14 protein-coding genes, 1 tRNA gene and 2 pseudogenes are annotated in these 14,727 nt (G+C 65.7%); 9 read left to right on the top strand and 8 right to left on the bottom strand.

Annotation, left to right across the window (positions count from 1 at the left end; all coding sequences use genetic code 11):
* Positions 1 to 214: pseudogene (locus XcuCFBP2542_RS19855) on the top strand (hypothetical protein); the annotation flags it as partial.
* A 96-nt stretch (positions 215 to 310) separates the two neighbouring features.
* Here the strand turns inward: XcuCFBP2542_RS19855 and XcuCFBP2542_RS17830 are convergent.
* Positions 311 to 736 carry a hypothetical protein gene (locus tag XcuCFBP2542_RS17830; RefSeq protein WP_104605457.1) on the bottom strand — a complete coding sequence of 142 codons (426 nt, stop codon included), beginning with the start codon at positions 734 to 736 and terminating at the stop codon, positions 311 to 313.
* Positions 737 to 893: 157 nt separating this feature from the next.
* Here XcuCFBP2542_RS17830 and XcuCFBP2542_RS17825 point away from each other — a divergent pair, with 157 nt between their 5' ends.
* The 3 genes from XcuCFBP2542_RS17825 to XcuCFBP2542_RS17815 are packed head-to-tail and all read left to right on the top strand — an operon-like array spanning position 894 to position 2,914.
* Entirely contained in the window at positions 894 to 1,853 is a 960-nt protein-coding gene (locus tag XcuCFBP2542_RS17825) for a pyridoxal-phosphate dependent enzyme (protein WP_104605455.1), read from the top strand.
* Positions 1,838 to 2,455 (top strand): YdcF family protein, encoded by a 618-nt coding sequence (locus XcuCFBP2542_RS17820; RefSeq protein ID WP_104605453.1) that lies wholly within the window; start codon positions 1,838 to 1,840, stop codon positions 2,453 to 2,455. Before XcuCFBP2542_RS17825 ends, XcuCFBP2542_RS17820 begins: the two co-directional genes overlap by 16 nt.
* A gap of 39 nt (positions 2,456 to 2,494) precedes the next feature.
* Complete coding sequence (locus XcuCFBP2542_RS17815) at positions 2,495 to 2,914, top strand: ketosteroid isomerase-related protein (protein ID WP_104605451.1); 420 nt, start codon at positions 2,495 to 2,497, stop codon at positions 2,912 to 2,914.
* 111 nt (positions 2,915 to 3,025) lie between these two features.
* Here the strand turns inward: XcuCFBP2542_RS17815 and lpxO are convergent, their stop codons facing one another.
* From lpxO to bioB, 6 genes are all read right to left on the bottom strand, one after another.
* On the bottom strand, positions 3,026 to 3,931 hold the full coding sequence (gene lpxO / locus XcuCFBP2542_RS17810; protein WP_104605449.1) for a lipid A hydroxylase LpxO: 906 nt from the start codon (positions 3,929 to 3,931) through the stop codon (positions 3,026 to 3,028).
* Between the two features lie 178 nt (positions 3,932 to 4,109).
* A complete protein-coding gene (gene bioC / locus XcuCFBP2542_RS17805) occupies positions 4,110 to 4,994 on the bottom strand; it encodes a malonyl-ACP O-methyltransferase BioC (RefSeq protein WP_104605447.1) in 885 nt (294 codons plus the stop codon).
* Between the two features lie 131 nt (positions 4,995 to 5,125).
* Entirely contained in the window at positions 5,126 to 5,887 is a 762-nt protein-coding gene (gene bioH / locus XcuCFBP2542_RS17800; RefSeq protein ID WP_104605445.1) for a pimeloyl-ACP methyl ester esterase BioH, read from the bottom strand.
* 57 nt (positions 5,888 to 5,944) lie between these two features.
* Positions 5,945 to 6,313: a DUF7079 family protein gene (locus tag XcuCFBP2542_RS17795; RefSeq protein WP_104605463.1), complete on the bottom strand. Its 369-nt coding sequence runs from the start codon at positions 6,311 to 6,313 to the stop codon at positions 5,945 to 5,947.
* Positions 6,310 to 7,515 (bottom strand): 8-amino-7-oxononanoate synthase, encoded by a 1,206-nt coding sequence (gene bioF / locus XcuCFBP2542_RS17790; protein ID WP_104605461.1) that lies wholly within the window; start codon positions 7,513 to 7,515, stop codon positions 6,310 to 6,312. Before bioF ends, XcuCFBP2542_RS17795 begins: the two co-directional genes overlap by 4 nt.
* A 159-nt stretch (positions 7,516 to 7,674) precedes the next feature.
* Positions 7,675 to 8,709: a biotin synthase BioB gene (gene bioB / locus XcuCFBP2542_RS17785; protein WP_104605443.1), complete on the bottom strand. Its 1,035-nt coding sequence runs from the start codon at positions 8,707 to 8,709 to the stop codon at positions 7,675 to 7,677.
* Positions 8,710 to 8,758: 49 nt separating this feature from the next.
* Between bioB and XcuCFBP2542_RS17780 the strand changes: the two genes are divergently transcribed.
* Positions 8,759 to 9,484, top strand: coding sequence for a ComF family protein (locus XcuCFBP2542_RS17780; protein ID WP_208800437.1), 726 nt, complete (start codon positions 8,759 to 8,761; stop codon positions 9,482 to 9,484).
* A gap of 143 nt (positions 9,485 to 9,627) precedes the next feature.
* On the opposite strand, the gene ubiA is transcribed toward XcuCFBP2542_RS17780, so the two are convergent.
* Positions 9,628 to 10,533: a 4-hydroxybenzoate octaprenyltransferase gene (gene ubiA, locus XcuCFBP2542_RS17775; RefSeq protein WP_104605459.1), complete on the bottom strand. Its 906-nt coding sequence runs from the start codon at positions 10,531 to 10,533 to the stop codon at positions 9,628 to 9,630.
* 238 nt (positions 10,534 to 10,771) lie between these two features.
* Here ubiA and XcuCFBP2542_RS17770 point away from each other — a divergent pair.
* The 4 genes and pseudogenes from XcuCFBP2542_RS17770 to XcuCFBP2542_RS17750 all read left to right on the top strand — a co-directional run bounded on the left by XcuCFBP2542_RS17770 (position 10,772) and on the right by XcuCFBP2542_RS17750 (position 14,677).
* Positions 10,772 to 10,848, top strand: a tRNA-Arg gene (locus XcuCFBP2542_RS17770).
* A gap of 162 nt (positions 10,849 to 11,010) precedes the next feature.
* Positions 11,011 to 11,220 (top strand): annotated as a pseudogene (locus XcuCFBP2542_RS19435) (transposase); the annotation flags it as partial.
* A 234-nt stretch (positions 11,221 to 11,454) separates the two neighbouring features.
* The gene (locus XcuCFBP2542_RS19430) at positions 11,455 to 13,674 is read left to right on the top strand and encodes a hypothetical protein (protein ID WP_146090356.1); all 2,220 of its coding nucleotides are present in this window, start codon (positions 11,455 to 11,457) and stop codon (positions 13,672 to 13,674) included.
* Between the two features lie 160 nt (positions 13,675 to 13,834).
* Positions 13,835 to 14,677, top strand: a complete 843-nt coding sequence (locus XcuCFBP2542_RS17750; protein WP_104605433.1) for a tetratricopeptide repeat protein — start codon at positions 13,835 to 13,837, stop codon at positions 14,675 to 14,677.
* Positions 14,678 to 14,727: the final 50 nt, after the last annotated feature.

The raw sequence follows: 14,727 nt of genomic DNA, 5'->3' as shown, positions 1-14,727 counted from the left end.
AGGCTCATCAAGCAAAAAAGGGAACGTGTTGAACACGTTCCCTTTTTACTGGATCAGCTCCCCTCGGGGCTTAACTGACTGGCATTGCGGCATGCCGGGGCTTTATGCGTTGAAGGCGCCGATATCCGACAGGGCCGGAACAGGGGGGATCCAGATTTCCCTGTCGGACATCGACATAAACTGGCTTGTGCGGCGGGCTCAGGTCACAACATGACGCGGCGGGTCACACCGAACAGCTAGCTTGCGACCAAGAGCGGGCTGAACGCAAGCCCCATCACTCTCATTTGTGGGGCACGTCGCAGTCAGCAAGTCATGGAACCGGCTGGCGCGGCATCTGCCGCTGGATTTCCCGAATCACCCGCGGCGGCGCGCCGATCCTGGGCGGCGGGCGCGTTGACGGTGCACTGGAGGGTGGCCGGGGACCGCTCGGTCGCGGCCCGCTGAAGCCACCCTGCGGGCGTGGCGGCCGATACTGCGGGCGACGATCGTAGGGCCGATAGTAGTAGCCGCCACCGCGATAGATCGGGTAGACCGGGTAGTTGTAGAGGCCGAACCCACCCCCGCCGTAAGGCCCATACGGATTACCGTAGTAGAACGGCGAATATCCCGGCGGATAGCGATACTGCACCGCCGGGGCGCCGCGGTAATAGCCGCCCGCCCCGGCGCCGGTGTAGTCGTAGGTTGCGCAGCCGCTCAGGGCGAGTAGCCCGGCGGCGAAGATCAGACGGAATTTCATCGATGGTGCCCTCCTGCAACCATGTTGCCACTTTCGAACCGCCGCTTTGAATCGGGCCTTAACTTGGCAGCCAGGGTGCGGTTCCTGACCCGTCCAGCATGCTGGGACGGCCTGGGTGCGAGCCGTGAAGAACGGGACGATACGTTAATCTTGCGGCATGCTCGAAACGGCCCCTCCCGCCCACCACGATGTCCTGCAAGCAGCCGCGCGCATCGCGCCGCATTGCGCACCGACACCGGTGCTGACCTCGCACAGCCTGGACACACTGAGCGGTGCGCAGCTGTTCTTCAAGGCCGAACACCTGCAGCGCAGTGGCGCGTTCAAATTCCGTGGTGCCTGCAATGCGGTGTGGGGGCTGTCGCCGGCGCAGGCCGCGCGAGGTGTGGTCACCCATTCGTCCGGCAATCATGGCGCGGCGCTGGCACTGGCCGCCCGCACGCGTGGGATCGGCTGTCATGTCGTGGTGCCCGAGGGCGCTGTGGCCGCCAAGCTGGCCAATATCTCCCGTCACGGGGCCGCGTTGTGGCGCTGTGCGCCGACCATCGCCGCGCGCGAGCAGTTGTGCGCGCAGGTCCAGGCCACCACGGGGGCGACCCTGGTGCATCCCTATGCCGATCCAGCGGTGATCGCCGGGCAGGGCACCGCCACGCTGGAACTGCTGCATCAAAGTGGCGGGCTGGACGTGCTGGTGGTGCCGGTCGGCGGTGGTGGGCTCGCGGCCGGGGCGGCGCTGGCACTGCAGTCGGCGCCAGGCTGCGCGCTGGTGCTGGCCGAGCCGGACGGGGCGGCCGACACTGCGCGTTCGCTGGCCGCCGGGCAGCACCTGGTCGATTTCGTTCCCGACACCCTTTGCGATGGCCTGCGCGGCACCTTGGGCGCGCCGAACTTCGCGCTGCTGCGGGCCGCCGGGGCGCAGGTGCTGACCGTGGACGATGCGGCGGTGGTGCAGGCGATGCGCTTGCTGTGGCAGATACTCAAGCAAGTGGTGGAGCCATCTTCGGCGATCACGCTGGCGGCAGTGCTGGCCGACCCCGCCCGGTTTGCCGGGCGCAGGGTGGGGCTGGTGCTGTCCGGCGGCAATGTGGATCTGGACGCGCTGCCATGGGCGATGGCGTGAGCAGGCGCTCGCGTGGGCCGGGGCTGTGGGGATGGGGCTGGCGGTTGTGCATGCTGGCGCTGATCTGGCTGGCGGGGGTGGCGGGCTGGATCGTCTGGGTGGGCGACCGCAATCAGGCTGCGCCGGCCGATGTCATCATCGTGCTGGGCGCGGCTGCCTACGACGCGCGTCCGTCGCCAGTGTTCGAAGAGCGGATCCGGCATGCCCTGGACCTGTACGCGCAAGGCTATGCGCCGTACCTGCTGTTTACCGGCGGCTTCGGCAATGGCGCACGCTTTGCCGAGTCGCAGGTGGCACGGCGTTACGCACTGCGGCATGGCGTGCCGTCGGACGCGATCATGATCGAAACCCGCTCGCGCACCACCCGCCAGAACCTGGAGCAGGCGCACGCGCTGATGGCGCGGCATGGCCTGCATCGGGCGATCATCGTCAGCGACCCGCTGCACATGGCGCGCGCGCTGCGGCTGAGCCGGGAGCTGGGCGTGGATGCCTTGGCCTCGTCCACGCCCAGTACGCGCTTCCGCAGCGTCCACACCAGCTGGCGTTTCCTGCTGCAGGAGGTCTACTACTTCCATCGCGATCTGGTGGCACAGGGAGCCTAGCCCTCTATGATGCGGACTTTCCCAGCGGCAGGTTCGAGCATGCCTCAGAGCGAACGACAACGCGCCACCGGCCTGGTCCAGGCCTATTACGCGGCCTTCAACCGTAGCGATTGGGGCGGCATGCTGGCGCTGCTGAGCGAAGATGTCGCCCACGACCTCAATCAGGGGCCGCGTGAGATTGGCCGGGCGGATTTCGCGGTCTTCCTGAAGCGCATGCACGACAGTTACCACGAGCAATTGCACGAGATCGTGGTGACCGCCAACGAAGATGGCACGCGCGTCGGCGCCGAATACGTGGTGCACGGGGTCTACCACAGCACCGACGAAGGCTTGCCCGATGCCCGCGGGCAGACCTATGTCCTGCCGGGCGGTGCCTTCTTCGAAATCCGCAAGAACAGCATCGTCCGGGTCACCAACTACTACAACCTGCAGGAATGGATCGCGCAGGTGTCGCGCTGAGGGCGTGGCCTGCCAATGCCCGGCGGCATGGGTGGGAGGGCGGGACAGGAGTGGGCGCGCAATAAGGCGGTATCGGTAAGGCCTGTCGCGCCCGGGTGCGCTCCTACGGGGTTACAGCCGTACGATGCCGATCACCACCAGCACGAAGATGCTCCACTTGAGCACCTGGTACAGCGGGTTGTTGCGTTGCTTCAGCGCCTTGGCCTTCAGCCGCGCGGCGTAGAAGTAGCGGAACACGCGGTTGATGCCGCCGGTCTTGTCGCCTTCCTGGTTGGGCGAGGCACCGGCCGAGAGCAGGCTGCGGCCGACGAAGCGGTTCACCGCCGCTGCCCAGCGCCAGCGCATCGGCCGCTCGATATCGCAGAACAGGATGATGCGATCCTGGTCGGTATCGTTGCGCGCATAGTGGATGTAGGTCTCGTCGAACATGGTCCACTCGCCATCGCGCCAGCTGTGGCGCTGCCCGTCCACGTCGATGAAACAGCGCTCGTCGTTGGGCGTGGCCAGGCCCAGGTGCAAGCGCATCGAGCCGGCGAACGGGTCGCGATGCGGGCGCAGTTCGCTGCCGGGCGGCAGTTCGGCAAACATCGCCGCCTTCACCGCAGGGATGGATTTGAGCAAGGCGGTGGTCTGCGGGCACAGCTCGGCCGCCGACGGGTGCGCGGTGCCGTACCACTTCAGGTAGAAGCGCTTCCAGCCGCGGCGGAAGAACGAATTGAAGCCGATGTCGGTGTAGCCGTCGGCGGCGCGGATCTTCTGCATCTGCTGCAGCGCCACCGCTTCATCGCGGATCGCCGGCCAGTTCGCGCGCAGCGGGCTCAGCTCCGGAAATTCCCTGCCGGGGTCGACGAAGGGCGTGGTCGGCACCCGTGAACACAGATACATCAGCGCGTTGATCGGCGCCATGAAGGTGGAATGGTCCAGCAGCTGCCGGCTGAGCCGGTGCCGCACGCGACCGCGATAATGGATGTACAACGCCGATGCGATGAACAGCGCAATGAGAAGCCATTTCAACATGGGGAGCCAATTGGAAGCGGGAGCCGCGATGGGGGAGCGGCGGATTGGACGCGCAGCGCACATCGTTGATTAATGAATCATACCGGGTGGTGCGATCGCCCCCGCGCGACGCAGGGCGGCACCAACGCAATGCTGTGTGTCACCGGCGCGGAAGGCTGCCGGTGGTGCAAGGCCGCGGTTATTCGCTGCGGCGGCGGATCGGGATGGAAGCGACCGGGACACTGGCGATGTCCTGGCCGCGTTCGCGGATGGGTGCGCCCGCCGCCGGGGCCCAGGCCTGCGCATAGATCACTTCCCAGGAGCTGGGCAGGGTGCCGTCTGGCCGGCGCAGTGGCTCGTAGGCAGCACTGGCGGCAGCGAAGCGGCCGCGTCCGGTGAGGGTGGCGCGGCGGTTGCTGAGCGCATTGGTCGCGCCCATTGCGCGCAACTCGCGCATCAGCGCGGGCAGGTCGTTGTAGGTAAGGGTGAACAGGTCGCGGTCCAGCACCGGGTCGCGAAAGCCGGACAACATCAAGGCATCGCCGAATTGCGCAATCGGCGGGAAGCGGCTGACGTGCGGGGCGGTGTCGGCCTGGGCGAAGGCTTCGCGCAATTCGATCAAGGTATCCGGGCCGAAGGTGGAGCACAGCAGCAGCCCACCCGGGCGTAGCGCACGACGGAATCCGGCGAACACCGCCGGCAGGTCTTCCACCCACTGCAGACACAGGTTGCTGAAGATCACATCCACGCTGCCATCGGCCACTGGCAGTGCACGGGCATCGGCGCAGACCTGCGCGAACGGCTTCCACCAACCAGCGGCCTTGCGCGCGTGGCGCAGCATCGGCATGGCCTGGTCGAGCGCAATCACCTGGGCCTTGGGCCAGCGCTTCTTGATGCTGCTGCTGGCATGGCCGGGGCCGGCGCCCACATCCAGCACCACGTTGGGCACCTGGTCGCCCAGGTAATCCAGCGATTCGAGCAGGCGGGTTTCCACTTCGCGCTGCAGCGCGGCGGCGGCGGCATAACTGCTGGCGGCGCGCGCGAAGGCGCGGCGGACATGACGGGGATCGAAGGTACTGTTCATTGCGCCGCTATTGTCGCCTGTGGCCGCGGCAGAGGGAATCGATGTGGGCGGGTTACTCCTATCCCATCGGTGAACGGGTGCACCTGCACAGTGCTGCGTGTGTGCGCCGCGCCGCAGGATCGGCGATCTGCTCAGGCCAAGGACGCAACGAAGCGTTGCAGTGCGTCGGCAACCTGGTCGGCATGGCCCAGGAACGGTGCGTGACCGCCGCCGGTGATGGTCAGCGTCTGGGCCTGCGGCGTGCGTGCGGCGGCGGCCTGCATGCCGGCCGCCGGCACCAGCCGGTCGCGCTGGCCGCCGATCCATAGGCTGGGGCGGGTCAGCTGCGGCAGCGCGCGGCGCAGGTCGGTGCGCTCCAGCAGCTGCAGACCCTGCTGCAATGCCTCGGCCGCCGGCTCGCCGCGCGCGGTCAGCGTCTCGCGCAGGCTGCGCAACTCGGCGCGCGCATGCGCCGAGCCCAACGTATCCAGTGCCAGAAACCGTTCCAGCGTGCCGCGATAATCGCGTGCAAGATCCTGGCCGAACTGCACGAAGACCTCGCGTTCGACCGCGTCCGGCCAATCGCTGCCGCGCACGAAGCGGGGCGTGGCGGCGATCATCGCCAACGCGCGGACCTGCGGCAGCGTGGCGGCCGCCTGCAGCGCGAACAGCCCACCCAGCGACCAGCCCAGCCACACCGCCGGTGGCGTGGCGGCGGCGATCCCGGCCACCACGTCGGGCAGCGCCAGCGGCGTGCTGTCTGCACGGCTGAAGCCGTGCCCGGGAAGATCCACCAGATGCAATTGAAAGTGCGGCGACAGCCGCTCCACCAGCGGTGCGAACACCCCGCCGTGCAGCGCCCAACCGTGCAGAAGAACCAGCGCAGGCCCTTGGCCGATGACATCGATATGCATGTGCGCATTGTCGCCGATCGGTGGGCAGTGGATGGTCTTCGGTGCAGCCTGCCCAGATCAGCGCGTATCGATCGCGCGCAGCGCCTGGATCTTCGGTGCGAGCACGGCCCACTGCGTGCGCGCGTCACCACGCCAGCACCAGCGGTCGGGCCATCGCCAGCGCCGTGCACGGCGCGCGGTGATCGCCGCGGCCAGCCACTGCGACTCGAATCCATCCCACACACCCGCCACGCTGCGCAGATTGCCGATCAACACCGGATGCACCTCATGCAGCAACATCGTGCGCAACTGTAGCAGCGTGAAGGGTGAGGCGGCCAATGCCTGGGCGATGTGGTCGTGAGCGCCCGCGCAGGCGCTGCCCAGATACAGCAATGACAACGCCTCCCAGGCGCTGCGCTGCGCCGGTGTGGTGTTGCACGCGCTCAGGCAGAGATGCGCAGCGGTTGCCGGCTGACCACATCGCGTGCCTGCACGATGGCTTCGATCAGCGCCTGCACCTGTTGCGGAGTGTGCAACGCCGACAAGGTCACGCGCAGGCGCGCCTTGCCTTCGGGCACGGTGGGTGGGCGGATCGCACCGACCATGAAGCCGGCCTGTTCGAGCGCGGCCGACATCGCCATCACCGTGGCCTCTTCGCTGCATAGCAGGGGCTGGATCGGCGTATCGGAGGCCATCAGTTCGAAACCATGCCGGCGCGCCCCGTCGCGGAAGGTGCCGATCAGGTCGACCAGGCGCGCGCGGCGCCAGTCGTCGCGGCGTGCCAGGCGCACCGCGGCCAGCGTGGCGGCCACCTGCGCTGGCGGCAGGGCGGTGGTGTAGATATAGGGGCGCGCGGTTTCGGCCAGATGGCGCACCAGCGCTTCCTCGCCGACCACCACCGCGCCATAACCGCCCAGCGCCTTGCCCAGGGTCACCAACTGCAAGGGCACTTCAGCCACGCCCAGCCCGGCATCGGCCACGCAGCCGCGCCCCTGTGGGCCGAGCACGCCCACGCCGTGCGCATCGTCGACATAGAACAGCGCCTGCTGCATGCGCGCCACCAGGCTCAACGCGCGCAACGGCGCCACGTCGCCATCCATGCTGAAGACGCCGTCGCTGGCCAGCATCGCCGCACCCTCGGGTGCACCCTTGAGCTGGCGCATTGCGCCTTCCACGTCCAGGTGCGGATAGCGCCGCAGCCGGCAGCCGGCCAGGCGCGTGCCATCGAGCAGGCTGGCGTGATTGAGTCGGTCTTGCACGCACACATCGTCTTCTTCGCTGAGCAGGGCCTGCTGCACGGCCAGGTTGGCGGCGAAGCCGCTGCCGAACAGCAAGGCCGACGGATAGCCCAGCCAGTCGGCGATCTCGCGTTCCAGCGTCTCGTGCGCGGTGTGGTGGCCGCAGATCAGGTGCGCGGCGCCGGCGCCGGCACCATCGCGCGCGGCGGCGTCCTGCAGTGCGGCCACCACTTCGAATTGCTGCGACAGGCCCAGATAGTCGTTGGAGCAGAAGCCGGTCAGCCAGCGGCCATCGATTTCCAGCCGCACCCCGTCGCGGCGGCCGACCAGCCGCCGCACCCGTACCCGCTCCTGGGCCACGCGCACCGTGCGCAGTGATGAAATCCGTTCGTGCAGATCGGGGCGAGTCATGAGCAGTCGGTCACGGAAAGGGCCGCCAGCGTAGCGTGCCGCGCTTGCATCGCCCAGCGGATGCCGACGGCCGGTGCGGGCGTTGCCGGTGTGCGCAATCGCCTGGAGCCAGGCGATCGCGCGCAGCAGCATGAGTTCTGCAGCGAGGAAGACCCGTCGTTACGCCGCGTGCCCGCATGCCGCCCCGCAGGTGATGTCAGCATGCACGGTGCCGGGGTGGTCGTGGTCGGCGGCATCGACGGTGACCTGCATCGGGCGCAGGCCCAGGCGCTGGAACAGCGCCTGGTCGCGTTCGGTGTCCGGGTTGCCGGTGGTGAGCAGTTTTTCGCCGTAGAAGATCGAGTTCGCACCGGCAAGGAAACACAGCGCCTGCAACTCGTCGCTCATCGCTTCGCGGCCTGCGGACAGGCGCACCATCGATTTGGGCATGGTGATGCGGGCGACGGCGATCATGCGCACGAACTCGAACGGATCCAGCTGCTGGGTACCGTGCAGCGGGGTTCCGGGCACCTGCACCAGCTGGTTGATCGGCACCGAGTCCGGATGCGCGGGCAAGGTGGCCAGGGCCAGCAGCAGGCCGATGCGGTGCTCGCGGGTTTCGCCCATGCCGACGATGCCGCCGCAACAGGTCTTCAGGCCCGCATCGCGCACATGCTCCAGGGTGTTCAGGCGGTCCTGGTACTGGCGGGTGTGGATGATGGAATCGTAGTAATCCGGCGCGGTGTCCAGATTGTGGTTGTAGTAGTCCAGCCCGGCGTCCTTGAGCGCACGCGCCTGGCCGGCGTCGAGCATGCCCAGCGTGGCGCAGGTTTCCAGCCCCAGCGCCTTGACCTCGCGGATCATCGCCGCCACCTTGGGGATGTCGCGCTCCTTGGGCGAGCGCCATGCCGCGCCCATGCAGAAACGCGAGGCGCCGGCGGCCTTGGCCTGGCGCGCCTTGGCGACGACGTCGTCGGTCTCCATCAGTTTTTGCGCGCTCACGCCGGTGTCGTAGCGCTGTGCCTGCGGGCAGTACGCGCAATCTTCCGGGCAGCCGCCGGTCTTGACCGATAGCAGCGTGGAGACCTGCACTTCAGCGGGATCGAAATGTGCGCGGTGCACACTGGCCGCGTGATGCAGCAACTCGGGGAACGGCAGCTCGAACAGCGCCTGCACGTCTTTGCGATCCCAGTCATGGCGTACGACAACAGACATCGGGGTTTCCTGACAGTCAGCGGCTTGAAAGCCAGGCAGTCTGGTGAGCATGGAAGAGACTGTCAACTTCACTGCAGTGGGTTCGGTTTACAGGTGGCCGCAGCGGGTGCTGCGGCTGTTGCTGCCGAGCCTTTGCCTGGTGTGCGCGGAAGCGGGCATGGCCGATTGCGATCTATGCCCCTCCTGCCGCGCCGCCCTGCCGGAGCACGGCCATGCCTGCCTGTGCTGCGCCACGCCATTGTTCGCATCCGATAGTGTGGCGCTGTGCGGGCAGTGCCTGCAGCAGCTGCCACCGCTGCAGCGCGTGCATGCCTGCTTTACCTATCGCTGGCCGGTGGATGGCCTGCTGCGCCGCTTCAAGTTCCACCAGGACCTGGCGGCCGGTCGCCTGCTGAGCGAGCTGATGGCCAGGCGCTGCGCCCAGTTGCCACGGCCGCAGGCACTGGTGCCGGTGAGCCTGCACCGGCAACGCCTGCGTCAGCGGGGCTACGACCAGGCGCTGGAGCTGGCCAGGCCACTGGGCCGCGCATTGCAGTTGCCGTGCCTGCCATTGCTGCGGCGTGTGCGTGCTACCGCGCCGCAATCGGAGCTGGATGCCGCCGAGCGCCAGCGCAACCTGCGCGACGCCTTTGTGGCGCGTGGCCCGCTACCGGCGCATGTGGCGCTGGTGGACGATGTGATGACCACCGGAGCGACCTTGCACGCCGCCGCGCAGGCCTTGCGCCGGGCCGGCGTACAGCGGGTGGACGCCTGGGTGTGCGCGCGGGTGCCGTGAGGGCGGGCCTGTCAGCCCGTTGCCTTTGATAGGGTGGGGGGCTGTCGCCGGATGGCGCAGCCGTGCCAGGCGTTACGACACCGACACCGACTCCGCAGTCCGCAGTCCGCAGTCCGCAATTCCCGATTCCCGATTCCCGATTCTCAGCGCCCAGCCACCGCCCCCGCGATGCCGACGAAGATCACCAGGCCGACCCAGTTGTTGTGCAGGAAGGCGCGGAAGCAGGGGCCACGTTCGCGGTGGCGGGCGATGCGGAATTCGTAGGCCACCAGCAGCGCTGCCGCCCCCAGGCCTGCCCAGTACGCAGCACCGAGGTCGGCACGCAGGCCGACCGCGGCCAGGGTGGCAAACATCAGCGCATACAGCGCGCCCTGGGCAAGCAGGTCGTAGCGGCCGAACAGGATGGCGGTGGACTTGCTGCCCATGCGCAGGTCGTCGTCGCGGTCGACCATGGCGTACCAGGTGTCGTAGGCGGTGGCCCACAGGATGTTGGCCGCGTACAGCAGCCAGCCCAGCAGCGGCACGCTGCCCTGCACGGCGGCAAAGCCCATCGGGATGCCCCAGCCGAAGGCCATGCCCAGGTAGACCTGCGGCAGGTGGGTATGGCGTTTGAGATACGGGTAGCTGGCGGCCAGCAACACGCCCGGCACGCTCAGTGCCACCGTCAGCCAGTTGAGGCTGAGCACAAGTGCAAAGGCCACCAGCATCAGCACCACGAACACCCACAGCGCTTCGCGCCCGGACACCGCGCCGGTGGCCAGCGGGCGCGACTTGGTGCGCTCCACGTGCGGGTCCAGCCAGCGGTCGGCGTAGTCGTTGATGACGCAGCCGGCCGAGCGGGTCAGCCACACCCCGGCGGTGAACACGAACAGCGTCCATGGCGGCGGCAGGCCATCGGCCGCCAGCCACAGGGCCCACCACGTCGGCCAGAGCAGCAACAGGCTGCCGATCGGCCGATCGCCGCGCACCAGCTTCCAGTATTGCGCCAGCCGTTCGGGCCACCCAAGTGCCGACGCCGCAGGTGCCGGTTCCACGCCATGCTCGTTCATGCCGCAAAGGGTAGCAGCGCGCCTGGTCGCGGTCATGCGGGCGATGCCGGCGGGCAGGGCCTGCGCGGCCCAGGTGCGCACAAGCGCGCGCAGGTTGGCCGGCCCATCCCACCCCCGGGCGCCGCGTTGGCCGCTGCGCTGGGCAGCATGCACAGGCTGCAGGTCTGCGTGTGTCGAATCCGCCGGTGCAGCAGAGCCGTCTCGCGCAGGCGTCGGTTCTGGCATACTACGCGGCCAGGCGCTCGTAGCTCAGCCGGATAGAGTAGTGGCTTCCGAAGCCATTGGTCGGGGGTTCGAATCCCTCCGGGCGCACCAGATGAACCTTCCGGGGACATCCTAGAAAGTTCAAAAAACCCCCCGAGAAATCGGGGGTTTTTTGTTGTCTGCAGGTCCGCATGGGTCCGCCCTGATCCATTGAAATGCAGGCTGATCGGAGGCAAAAATGGGGGCGTCAGCCCCCCAGTACGAGTACGGATGCCCCATGCGCCGTGGCAGCGCAGTTGCAACGAGTATCTCAACGGGCTGCTCCGGCAGTATTTTCCGCGCAGTCGCGACTACAGCACGATCACCGCGCAAGAGCTGCAGAAGGTTGAATATGCACTCAACAAACGGCCCAGAAAACGATTGGGTTATCTCACCCCAGCCGAGGTATTTTTCAACTACGATACCCTTGCACTTCACGAGTGACTCCACTGTCTCAGACGAAAATTGTGCGTTTGCAGCGAACTATCTGACATTGATGGATCCACGCGCCCGGCAACGCAAATATTTTGGCGTTTTGTTCGACGAGTAGCGCCGGATCGTCCGGGCCGGCACGTCGGAGTTTCAGTTGCCAGTAGGCTGATATGCTAGATAGCGCTAATAAGAGTTCAGCGCTGCGTTCGCCGTCATCGGCGCGCGCGGCCTAATGTGAGGACAACCGTGGCTTCTCCGAAATTTCAGCGAGTGACGTTTCACACCATTTCAAGCCGGTTACCCGACGAATGCCGCGCTGCTTGGCTGAAACAGTTACCGGTCTTGTCATCCAAGTCGCTATCGGTGCTCTATGTCGAAGGCGATGTCACGCTGGCTAGCCTCAATCTTGGCGACCTCTCCAAACTGCACACCGACGCACAAGCAGGCATGCCGTCGCCGGCGCTGATTGTTGTAGATGGCAATCTTCAGGTGGAGGGCTGGATTGCAGAAACTGGGGTCAGCGCTGACGCCATCACAGCGACGCATGGCCCCGCCGGCCTGGTGGTCCTGGGCACCCTGCGTGCCCAGAACGCGGTACTCGCCGGTCGACCGCTCTACGTCAGCGGCAACCTGGAAATCGCGGGCCTGCTCTGGGTCGATAACAATGATGCGATACAAGAGCACGTATCCAGCAACCTGAGCGTTTCCGGCACCACTTCTGCCTCATTTTTCATCGCGTCGCAGGATGCTCAAACGCAATTGCGGAATGGTTGCAGCGCATTGCGTACCTGGAATGGTGGCGATTGGGACCTGGTGGATGCTGTGGAGCGCGCGCAGTGGTTCGATCCTCGTTGTCTTGCCGAGGATCCGCTGCGTTGCGAGGTGCCGCTGATCCGTACGGAGGTCGTCAGGCTTCTGATCGATGGAAATTCTGTGCTCAACACGGATGTACTGGATCCGACGCTTGCCATCCCTTTTATTTTCCAGAATCGCGACATCACGCCACGCAATCTGCTGCAGCTGGCGAATCATTCGCGTATGCCCGCCCTTGTCGGAGAACAAGCGCATCCGCACTTCAAATTTCGGGATCGGGGGCTGTTTCTGCGCGCGCTCTCCGGTGGTCAATCGATTGAAAGCGATGGCGCGATGCGGGCGGCTTATTTCGAGAGTCCTGACTATGCAGTGTGTCTGACGGCCAACGCCGAACGGCAGCCAGCTCCGCTGTTGGGTCGCCTGACCGGGAAGCCCGCGCAGCAGGCGTGGTCGATGAAATGCGAGTTTCGGGAAATGACAGAGGATGCTCCCTGGCATCTGATAACAGCCGACACGCCGGAAGCTGCGCGAGCGCTTGCATTCCATGGCTGGAACCGCATGTTGCGTGCGGTCTGCACAGAGGACTACGCGCGCAATGCGGTCACCCCGCAGATGCTGCGGGACGTGCTTGCATTGTCGGTGGTACAGCCCTACGACGACTATTACAGCGACGAACGCTGCGGGGTATGGGCAGATACATGCTTTTGCGCATTCAGGCAGGACGGTGCGCTATGGCATGGCAAGCCAAAGCCCGCGATGCTGCGAGTCACTCGCACACCGGCCGGGCCGGATGGCCACGAGCGTCGCGAACGCTACTTCTACGAAATCCAAACCAATGTCGACGGCTCTGAGAGCGTCTGTATCGAGCTCGACGCCGAGCCCGATAACGATGACGCAGCGCTGCTGATGCTCAACTTCATCGGCGGGGAGCGCCTTGACAAGGCGGTGCGTGTTTTCCATCTCGCCAAGCGAGAGCTGGAGCAGGTTGATTGGCGCTTGCAGGAGTACGGTTTTGTTCCCGACGCCGACGACGAGTTCGCGCTCGATCACTGGCGTGCACTGGGGTTGATTCCCGCGTACCGCAAGCGCCTGATAAGAGCGTTTGGCGCGTTGCTCCCGATCCCGCCTGCCCTGCATGCGCTGGCTGCAGCAATCGACGGCGGAATGCTGGACGACAACGATTTGAGCGGCGCATTCTCCCTGGCATTTGAAGACTCTGCTAGCACGGCGCTATGGTTTGCATGTCCCGTGACGCCTGCGAGCGAGGCTGCGGCAGCCCTGCTAGGTGTATTCGGTAAGAATCCTGATGGGTCGGCGTTCGCGGTGTGGCAGGCGCCTGACGGTGGTTATCCTGTCGTTTTTCTGGGTTCGGAAGGCGAAAATGCCGCATTGGCATGTGATATCGACCAGTTCCTGCAGTTGTTGGCGATCGGCTACTCCGAATTGCGCCCGGGCAGTTGGAATGACGAAGTAGAGGTGTACAACGCAGAGACGGACGATGTGGAAGGCAGCCTCGTCAATTTCGAGTTCCAGGCATGGGTGCGCGCACGCGGGCTAGCGATTCCTCGCACTGGGGAGCAGATCGTGCAAATGGCCACCACACGATACGGGGCGACATTTGATGCTTGGTGCCAACGTGCCGCACAGCATTGAATATTCCCGCAGTGCGCTGCCCTGCGCACATCGACGTTGAGGAGTGATCCGTGAAATTGAGATTCGGTGACGCTGTAGTTTCCAGGCGGTTATGCCTTTCCCAAGAGCTTGACGAAGTTATCTCCTGCCGCCTGCATCTTGCCCTGCCGAGGATGTCGACATGGATGCATTGATTCAGGCCGGGATGGACGCACTGCAGCGCGACGATTATGCGCAGCTATGCAAACGCTGGTCCGGAAGCACCGTGTTTCGCCATCTGGATGAGGCGACAATCGCCAGCGTGTTCCAGCGGTGTAGCAACGCCGCTGAGCGAGGAAAGGGCGGCGAGTGGCCACTGCTGATGCAGTGCCTGATCTACCTGGATTGCGGCGATCAATTTGTTGCCAGTCGCGCAGATGTTCTGCGCACCACCTTGGCTTGGGCACAAACGGCCATCGCCATCGCGCCAGGCAATGCGCTCGCGCATCGCCTGGCGGGCAGCGCCTGCTATTGGATGAGCGAGTACGCAGGCGCCATCGCGGCCTATCAGCAATCTGAAGCCTTGCTGCCTCAAGTGGATCTGCAGGTTCGCCTGTTCGAGATGACTTCGCTTTCAGCGGGTGTGAGTCCTCAGCAACTGGCCCTGAATTTTCGCGACGAAGACCCCAGCAACTACTACCGTGCTGGCGTCACCCTGGGCACCTGGCAGGCTGGCGCTCTTGATGCGAACGATGCCGACTACCTCGCCGGCATGCAGCTTGCGCTGTACGAACGGTGTTTCGATCTCTACAAACACTTGCTCGCACGTCCGGAGGATAGTCCTGCAAGCAACGCGGAAGGAAATACCTTCGCAATGTGCTGCAACAACCTGAGCGGGATCTATAACGCGCAGCGACGACACCAGGAAGCGTTGCAGGCGATCCAGCATGGGCTGCAACACGATGAATTTCAGTACTTACGGCAGAACCTACGTGATACGTACCTGGTGGATTCGCCCGCGAAGTGCAACAGTCCTATAACGTAGCGGGCCAGGTGTCGTAGCCTGAGCCCCTACACGACCAAGTGGAGTTGCAC

Source organism: Xanthomonas cucurbitae (genome assembly GCF_002939885.1).
Lineage (GTDB): Bacteria > Pseudomonadota > Gammaproteobacteria > Xanthomonadales > Xanthomonadaceae > Xanthomonas > Xanthomonas cucurbitae.
This window is presented reverse-complemented; position numbering and strand designations above follow the sequence as displayed.

Coding starts and splice junctions, on each gene's coding strand:
- XcuCFBP2542_RS17830 (WP_104605457.1), bottom strand. CDS start 736: ATGAAATTCCGTCTGATCTTCGCCGCCGGGCTACTCGCCCTGAGCGGC.
- XcuCFBP2542_RS17825 (WP_104605455.1), top strand. CDS start 894: ATGCTCGAAACGGCCCCTCCCGCCCACCACGATGTCCTGCAAGCAGCC.
- XcuCFBP2542_RS17820 (WP_104605453.1), top strand. CDS start 1,838: ATGGGCGATGGCGTGAGCAGGCGCTCGCGTGGGCCGGGGCTGTGGGGA.
- XcuCFBP2542_RS17815 (WP_104605451.1), top strand. CDS start 2,495: ATGCCTCAGAGCGAACGACAACGCGCCACCGGCCTGGTCCAGGCCTAT.
- lpxO (WP_104605449.1), bottom strand. CDS start 3,931: ATGTTGAAATGGCTTCTCATTGCGCTGTTCATCGCATCGGCGTTGTAC.
- bioC (WP_104605447.1), bottom strand. CDS start 4,994: ATGAACAGTACCTTCGATCCCCGTCATGTCCGCCGCGCCTTCGCGCGC.
- bioH (WP_104605445.1), bottom strand. CDS start 5,887: ATGCATATCGATGTCATCGGCCAAGGGCCTGCGCTGGTTCTTCTGCAC.
- bioF (WP_104605461.1), bottom strand. CDS start 7,515: ATGACTCGCCCCGATCTGCACGAACGGATTTCATCACTGCGCACGGTG.
- bioB (WP_104605443.1), bottom strand. CDS start 8,709: ATGTCTGTTGTCGTACGCCATGACTGGGATCGCAAAGACGTGCAGGCG.
- XcuCFBP2542_RS17780 (WP_208800437.1), top strand. CDS start 8,759: ATGGAAGAGACTGTCAACTTCACTGCAGTGGGTTCGGTTTACAGGTGG.
- ubiA (WP_104605459.1), bottom strand. CDS start 10,533: ATGAACGAGCATGGCGTGGAACCGGCACCTGCGGCGTCGGCACTTGGG.
- XcuCFBP2542_RS17750 (WP_104605433.1), top strand. CDS start 13,835: ATGGATGCATTGATTCAGGCCGGGATGGACGCACTGCAGCGCGACGAT.